Source organism: Pseudoalteromonas sp. (assembly GCF_041613455.1).
GTDB lineage: Bacteria > Pseudomonadota > Gammaproteobacteria > Enterobacterales > Alteromonadaceae > Pseudoalteromonas.
Genome location: NZ_JBFJHD010000155.1, coordinates 1 through 7,285, shown reverse-complemented (window position 1 = coordinate 7,285; position 7,285 = coordinate 1). Strand labels below are relative to the sequence as shown.

The following is a 7,285-nucleotide window of genomic DNA, read 5'->3' as shown; positions in this document are numbered from 1 at the left end:
CATTTACTAAATTGCAGGAGAATCATAACAAAAATAACACAATTTATAAGGGGCGTTGCCATTTAGTTGTTTTATGGCGACTTTACTAGCGTAAAAAGGACAGTACTAGCATGGCCCCTTACCAATATATAGCTAGGGGGCATAAAGTGACTGCTGTTTAGCAGCTGAATTCGCGCAAAGCGTTATGTTGTGTAATTAAAGTGTAACTAACTTGGTTTGAATTGTATCAACCTTGAGTTAGCTGTCGATTTTTCAGCTGCCGCGGCTTATTCTGCGGGTTGTCAAATAACAATAGGGAAGATGATGAAAAAACTACTTTTAGCGTCGCTACTTAGTGCGGTAAGTTTTGCCAGCTCGGCAACGATTGTCGAAATTAAAACCAGCCAAGGTATTATTAAAGTCAATTTATTTGATCAGCAAACACCACACACGGTGCGTAATTTTTTAAGTTATATTGAAGAGGCGGCGTATAACCAAACCGTCATTCATCGCTCGATAGATGACTTTATTATACAAGGCGGCGGGTATACCTTTTCGGATGACTTTGATGCTATCGCCACTAAAGCGGCGGTGATCAATGAACCGGTATTTTCTAATGTTAAAGGCACCATTGCGATGGCGAAAGTGGGCGGTAAGCCCAATAGTGCAACTAGCCAGTGGTTTTTTAATTTAAAAGACAATAGTCAAAATTTAGATGTGCAAAATAACGGCTTTACCGTGTTTGGCCAAATCATGGAGGGTAGCCAAGCAACCCTAGATAAAATAGCCGCGTTACTGCATTGTGGTGAGGTTCCGGTCGTGAATCTAACGAAAGAGCAATGCGCTAGCAAAAGCCATGTAAATTTGGTTAGCATTGAGAATATGTACGTGCTGGATGACGATCCCAACTCGGCGCAGGCGTTATCACCGACTAAAAATACCTTGCTTGAAAAAAATGCAGAATCAAGCGGCAGTATGGCATGGTTATTAGCGGCAGCATTATTGGTATTGCCTCGCTTAAAGCGCAAGCAATAACCACAAGCAAAAACATACCCGCTAACAATATCACCTAGCGGGTAGTTTAATATTAGTGTTAAAACATGATTACCCGCGATATTAATAGCAGCCACATTACAAACACACTACCACAACCCAGTAAAAAGAGGTTAAAGCGTACTCTTAACTTATTATTGGTTAAATGAATCACACTGTGTAACACTCGCGACAACACAAATAACCACGCTAACCCAGTTACTAACCCTGTAGCACTATGCAATTGCATCGCTAATAAACACGCGGCGTAAAACAATACCGGAATTTCGAATTGGTTACTAAAGTTTCTGTCGGCCACTCGTACATGATCACCGGCGTTGTCTAAGCGCATGGTGGCAAAATCGGCAAGCTGTATTTGCTTATTTTTCGCCGCCGCAAAGCGCCTTCTGCCCATTATAATCATCACCACCAACGACAAAGTGACTTGAGCGAACATCGCTAATATGATTAGCTTTTCCATGACGTTTCCTTATTATTTGTAAGCGTATGAGCAGTATGCATTTGTTTTTCACAATGTGTTACATAATTTAATGTTATTTAGTAGCAATACATAAAGTGAAAGTGTTAATTTAGCCAAGTTACGTTGCTGCAAATAAGCGCCTGTTGCGCCTCAAGATACTAACAATGGATACATAACAATGAAAAAAATGATTGGCTTAAGTGCCCTGGCCCTCGCTGTTTTAAGTGGTTGTACAAATACGTCTTCGCTTTCATCTTCGCCACACACATCGTTACTCGCTGACAGCTTAATTGTTAGCCCAAATGATACGCGCGAGTACAAAACATTAACCTTGGCGAATCAAATCGAGGTGATCTTAGTATCTGATCCCAGCGCCGAAAAATCGGCGGCGGCATTAAGTGTTGGTGTGGGGTTATTACATGATCCTATGAGCCAACAAGGAATGGCGCATTATTTAGAGCACATGCTATTTTTAGGCACCGAGCGTTACCCCGACACCAAAGGGTATTCTGACTTTATGACCAAAAATGGCGGCGCGCACAACGCGTATACCTGGCTCGATATCACGAATTATATGTTTAAAATTAATAATGATGCGTTTGATGAAGGGCTAGATCGTTTTGCAGACTTTTTTAAAGCGCCCAAACTATACCCAGAATACACCGAAAAAGAAAAAAATGCGGTTAATGCCGAGTGGTCTATGCGCCGCGAAATGGACTTTTTTGGCCAGTTTAAACTGGCGCGTAAGATGATGGGCGAGCATCCCGCTAATCGCTTTTTAATTGGTAATCTGGAAACGCTCGGCGATAAACCCGACAGCGCATTACATCAACAAACGGTCAATTTTTATAATAAATACTATTCATCTAACATTATGAAAGTGGCGCTAATTTCAAACTTACCACTGGCAGAGATGGAGCAAAAAGCGCAAAAATACTTTGCTGATATCAGCAACAAACATATCGACAAACCCACGGTCACTGCCAAGCTTGATTATACTAATGTCGGCGGTAAACGGGTATTTTATGCCCCAAATGAAGATGTTAAGCAATTACAGCTGGATTTTACTATTGCCAATAATAGCGGCCAATTTGCATTAAAACCAAATCGTTTTGTGGCTTATTTACTCAGCAATGAAATGCCAGGCAGCCCAGCACAAATACTGCGCGATAAAGGTTGGGTAGCACAATTAACGTCGTCAGCCGTCCCCAGCCATTACGGCAATTACGGCACGTTAAACGTTAATATGGAATTGACCGATGAAGGGATGAAAAACCGTGCAGCCATAGTAGCAACGGTGATGCAATATATAGAGTTAATTAAACAACAAGGCGTAGACAGTAAATATTTTAATGAAATTCGTACTTCGTTAAATAATCAATTCAAATTTTTAGAAAAAGGCGATGAGTTTAACTATGTCAGTCAGCTGACGCAAAGCATGCAAGATTATCCGCTAAACCATGCGATTAATGCGCCGTACTATTATGCCAAATTTGATGCCGCAGCCATTAATAAAGTGCTGGCGCAACTGAATGCCGACACGTTACGTATTTGGTATATATCACAGCAAGAAGAAACCGATTCACAGCTGCATTTTTACGATGGAAAATACCGTATTGCCGATATCAGCGCCGCAGAAATAGCCAGTTGGCGCCAGCCCAGCCCATTTCCATTGGCGCTGCCAAGTGTTAATAATTTACTGCCAGAAAGCTTTGCGATTAAAACGCAAGGGTTCAAACAGCAACAACACCCTGAGCTTGCTTATGACAAAAATGGCATAAAAATTTGGCGCCAAGCAAGTCAAAACTTTGCTGAGCAACCAAAAGGGTTGGTCGAAGTGTATCTCAATACCCAAGCCGGTTTAACAGACATAAAAGCGGAAATTTTATACTCGGTGTGGGCCGACTTATTTAATTTACAGCACAGTCAGCTTAGCACCGAGGCTGCGGTGGCCGGCATGAGTATAAACCTGGCGCCGAGTAATGGTTTAGTGTTATCGATGAGCGGTTTTACCGATAAACAGCAGGTATTGCTCAAGCAAGCACTGAATGGCTTAAATAATTCAGTCACAGCGCAAGCCTTTACTCAAGCGGTCGATCGTTTTAAACGCAATTTACTCAATCAGCAGAAGCAGTTCCCTTATGCGCAAGCCTTTGCGGCGTATTCACAACTAACCCGTACAGGTGGTTTTGATACCGACCAGCTAATAATGACCGCGGATTCACTGACGTTAGCTGACTTTAATACGCTACAGCAACACACCTTGGCTAATAATAACCTTCGCGTGTTTAGCTATGGTAATTATGCGCAGCAAGATATAGAAGCTATTGCCACTGAGCTTGCGGCTATATTACCAAGCGAGCATACATCTACCGCGTTTGCTCGCAGTAAAGCCTGGTTACCGCAACGAGGAGAAAGCTGGGTATTACAAAAAGACATTGAGGTTGCCGATGTAGCGGTGGTTGATATGACCGTTCACCCCATTGCGGGCTATAAGCAAAAAGCGCAAGCAGCTGTTTTACAAGGGCACTTCAGAACCGTGGCATTTGATAAACTGCGCACCGAAGAGCAATTGGCTTATGCTGTGGGCGCATTAGCCCGCCCAATTGAAGCGTATTCGGCATTGGGGCTTTATATTCAAACGCCGGTTTTAGGACCTAAAGAAGTGCAAGCGCGATTTGATAAGTTTAAAAAAGAGTATGCCGTTGAGCTTGAAAATATGAGCGAGGAAACCTTTGCCCAGCTGAAAAATGCGACGCTGGTAGCACTTAAAGAGCAACCTAAAAATTTAACCGACGAAATGAGCCCACTAATTAATGATTGGTATCGAGAAAACTTTAACTTTGATTCAAAGCAGCAGCTAATTGCGGAAGTTGAACAAGTCACGCTAAGTGATATTAAAGACTATTACCAACAAACGCTGCTAAACCCTAATGCGGCACGTTTAAATGTGCAGCTGCGCGGAACTAAGTTTAAAAACAGTGACTTTGCAGACTTACCTAAGCAAAACAAAGTGACCGATTTAGCGACTTACTATAACGGCATAAAACTACAAAAATAGCTTTTGTTAATTTGCCCGTTAAAACAAAACCCAGTGTTTATAACACTGGGTTTTTTATTATTTCACTGCACTATTAGCGCTTATGCCATGACTAAAAAGCCTATTATAGTCAGCGCTGCCGCAATCAAAGTATAAGGCAGCTGGGTTACCGCATGGCTGATCAAATTGCAGCCAGCCCCTTGCGCTGCAAGTACTGTTGAGTCTGAATAGAAACACGCCTGACTGCCAAATGACGAAGCCGATAACAACGCGCCAATCACCAAGGGAATATTGGCATCCACGGCGCTCGCCAGCGGCATCACAATTGGAATAGATACTGCAAATATTCCCCAGCTCGACCCCGTGGCAAATGCCAAAATAGACATCGCAATAAACACCACAGCCGGTAAATACCCCGCGGTCATGTAGGGGCTTAGGCTATTAATAACGTATTGTGGCAAACCCACTAGGTCACACACATCTTTAAATATAAATGCCGCAATCACGGTGCCAATGGCAGGCAACATACTTTTAAAGCCATCTAACATGCGCTCAATCATTTCACTGAACGACATTAATTTTTGCAGCAAGTAAAAGGGCAGGGTAATTGCTAGGGTGGCCAGCAGGCCTTTATACACGTCAATATCAAAATAAACGGTAAAGCCAACCAGCAACAAAAGCGGTAATAAAAAGTTATGTAATTTACCTTTAGGATCGGCGTCTTCAAAGCTTTGTTCCACGGCTTTTACCGCGTATTCATCCGTGGTTTGCACTTCGTTGTACTGCGCCAGATCAACCTGAGCTTGCTCGATTTGCGCCCGTTGCTCGGCTTTTTTCATTGGCCCAAACGCCGGAATAATACCAAGCACCACTAAAATAACCACCAGTACTGCAAACCAGGCATAAAACATGTAAGGAATTGCTTGAATATACACCGCAATCCCTTTGCCTTGTGCAGCAATGCCGTTATCAACCAGCAGGCCACCAAAAAATACCGCCCATGTTGATAGCGGCACCAGCACACAGATAGGGGCGGCAGTTGAATCCACCACATAGGCAAGCATTTCGCGGCTTACTTTAAACTTATCGGTAATGCGTTTCATGGTTTCACCCACGGTGAGGGCATTTAAATAGTCATCAATAAAAATCACCACGCCTAAGCAAAAGGTCATAAATAATGATGAGCGTTTGCCTTGGGTGTATTTAAGTGCCAATTTACCAAACGCAGACGCGCCGCCGGTACGCACTAATAGGGCTATTAAAGCACCAAAGCCACCGCACACTAATATTAACCAGCCAATGGTTTCGTCGGTCATCACTTTCAAAGAAGTGGTGGCAAAGTTAGTCAGTAGCTGCGCAGGATCGGCCATAAGCAGCCCCACTAAGGCACCAATAAGTAAAGATAAAATAGGACGGCGTGAGATCACAGCCAAAATAACCACCACTAGAGGCGGCACTAAGCTTAACGCGGAAGGTTCAAGCATTTAAACGATTCACAAAATAAAAAGCAGATTTAAAAATTAAATTGCTTAACAAAAACAAAGAAGATGATAGTTTAGTTGTCGTATCATTTTCCAAGTCACTGCTTTTGCACGCGAGATCACTGGGGAGCCATTACGTCCAATGCGTAATCAGCTGTGAGCTGCGTTGGCTTGGCGCCAGACGGTGCAAGGACTGCAAGCCGCTATTGTTATGCCGATAAAAACATCGGCGCAAAAGTAATCTGCTTTACAGTTACAGTCAACAACTAAATGGTTTAACAGGCTTATTTTTATAGTTCACGTTAAATAAGTTAGCAATCTTGAGGTAAACAGCTGTGAAAACACCCCTTACTACCGAACGCTTAATTATTCGCCATGCTTGTTATGACGATGCAAGCAGCTTATTAGCGCTGCTTAATCAAGCGAGTTTTATAAAAAACATCGGCGATAAACACGTCCATAATTTGCAAGATGCCATGCGTTTTATTGATCAGGCATTTGTTGGTGCACATCAAACGCAAGGGTTTGGCCCCTATGTGATCACCTTAAAAAACAAGCAATGTATCGGGGTGATTGGCTTTTATCAGCGGACTATGCTGCAGTGCCCTGATTTAGGTTTTGCGTTATTAACGGCCTATGAAAAACAGGGTTATATAGCCGAAGCGGGCAACGCATTAATCGCTAACAAAAGCTGTATGGGTATTGCTAAATTAAGCGCTATTACCGCAGTGGATAATAGCGCCTCAAAAAATGTGCTGCTTAAACTTGGCTTTACGCCTCTAGGCAAGGCGATTATTGAGCAAACAACGCAGCGCCCAGTGATGCTTTATGTATACGGTAAATAGACGTGTTGCTCGATTATTTAAATCGTGTTTGCTCAATTTTTTTTGCGACCGTTAAATTGATCTGTTGCCAGCTTTTTTCAAGCGTGGCGACCAGTGCATCATAACCATCACCCTCAAGTGCAGTGATATTGGCAAAGTTATGCACGCTTACTAAGCGGCGGCCCGTTTCGGGGTGGGTGTAATATAAGCGCCATAACCCTGATATATCAGCGTTACCTTGCATATCGCCATTAAAGTGATGCAACTCGTACTCTAGCTCATAAAAGGTTTGCTGATCTAACTCAGTGATCACTGGCAGTCCTTTAATCACCATCCAGTTTGGTAATGCTTTAAACAGTGTTTGTTGCGCACTAAAGGTTAACATGGAGTCTGGCGACTCGCCCCATAAATGATAATTGGCTTCATTCATTTGGTTGTTGGCTATTTT

Annotated in this window: 6 protein-coding genes; 3 read left to right on the top strand and 3 right to left on the bottom strand. The window is 42.9% G+C overall.

What is annotated here, in order from left to right; genetic code table 11:
- Positions 1-303 precede the first annotated feature (303 nt).
- Entirely contained in the window at positions 304-1,014 is a 711-nt protein-coding gene (locus ABYB02_RS12680; protein WP_372762809.1) for a peptidylprolyl isomerase, read from the top strand.
- A gap of 58 nt (positions 1,015-1,072) precedes the next feature.
- Here ABYB02_RS12680 and ABYB02_RS12675 read toward each other — a convergent pair whose 3' ends face one another.
- Positions 1,073-1,492, bottom strand: coding sequence for an MAPEG family protein (locus ABYB02_RS12675; protein WP_372762808.1), 420 nt, complete (start codon positions 1,490-1,492; stop codon positions 1,073-1,075).
- Positions 1,493-1,670: 178 nt separating this feature from the next.
- On the opposite strand from ABYB02_RS12675, the gene ABYB02_RS12670 reads away from it, so the two are divergent.
- Positions 1,671-4,553 carry an insulinase family protein gene (locus ABYB02_RS12670; RefSeq protein WP_372762807.1) on the top strand — a complete coding sequence of 961 codons (2,883 nt, stop codon included), beginning with the start codon at positions 1,671-1,673 and terminating at the stop codon, positions 4,551-4,553.
- 80 nt (positions 4,554-4,633) lie between these two features.
- Here ABYB02_RS12670 and ABYB02_RS12665 read toward each other — a convergent pair whose 3' ends face one another.
- Positions 4,634-6,016: a Na+/H+ antiporter NhaC family protein gene (locus tag ABYB02_RS12665; protein ID WP_372762806.1), complete on the bottom strand. Its 1,383-nt coding sequence runs from the start codon at positions 6,014-6,016 to the stop codon at positions 4,634-4,636.
- Positions 6,017-6,348: 332 nt separating this feature from the next.
- Between ABYB02_RS12665 and ABYB02_RS12660 the strand changes: the two genes are divergently transcribed.
- Complete coding sequence (locus ABYB02_RS12660) at positions 6,349-6,858, top strand: GNAT family N-acetyltransferase (protein ID WP_372762805.1); 510 nt, start codon at positions 6,349-6,351, stop codon at positions 6,856-6,858.
- Between the two features lie 13 nt (positions 6,859-6,871).
- Here the strand turns inward: ABYB02_RS12660 and ABYB02_RS12655 are convergent.
- Positions 6,872-7,285: PqiC family protein (locus ABYB02_RS12655; RefSeq protein WP_372762804.1), on the bottom strand; the 414-nt coding region annotated here is incomplete at its 5' end.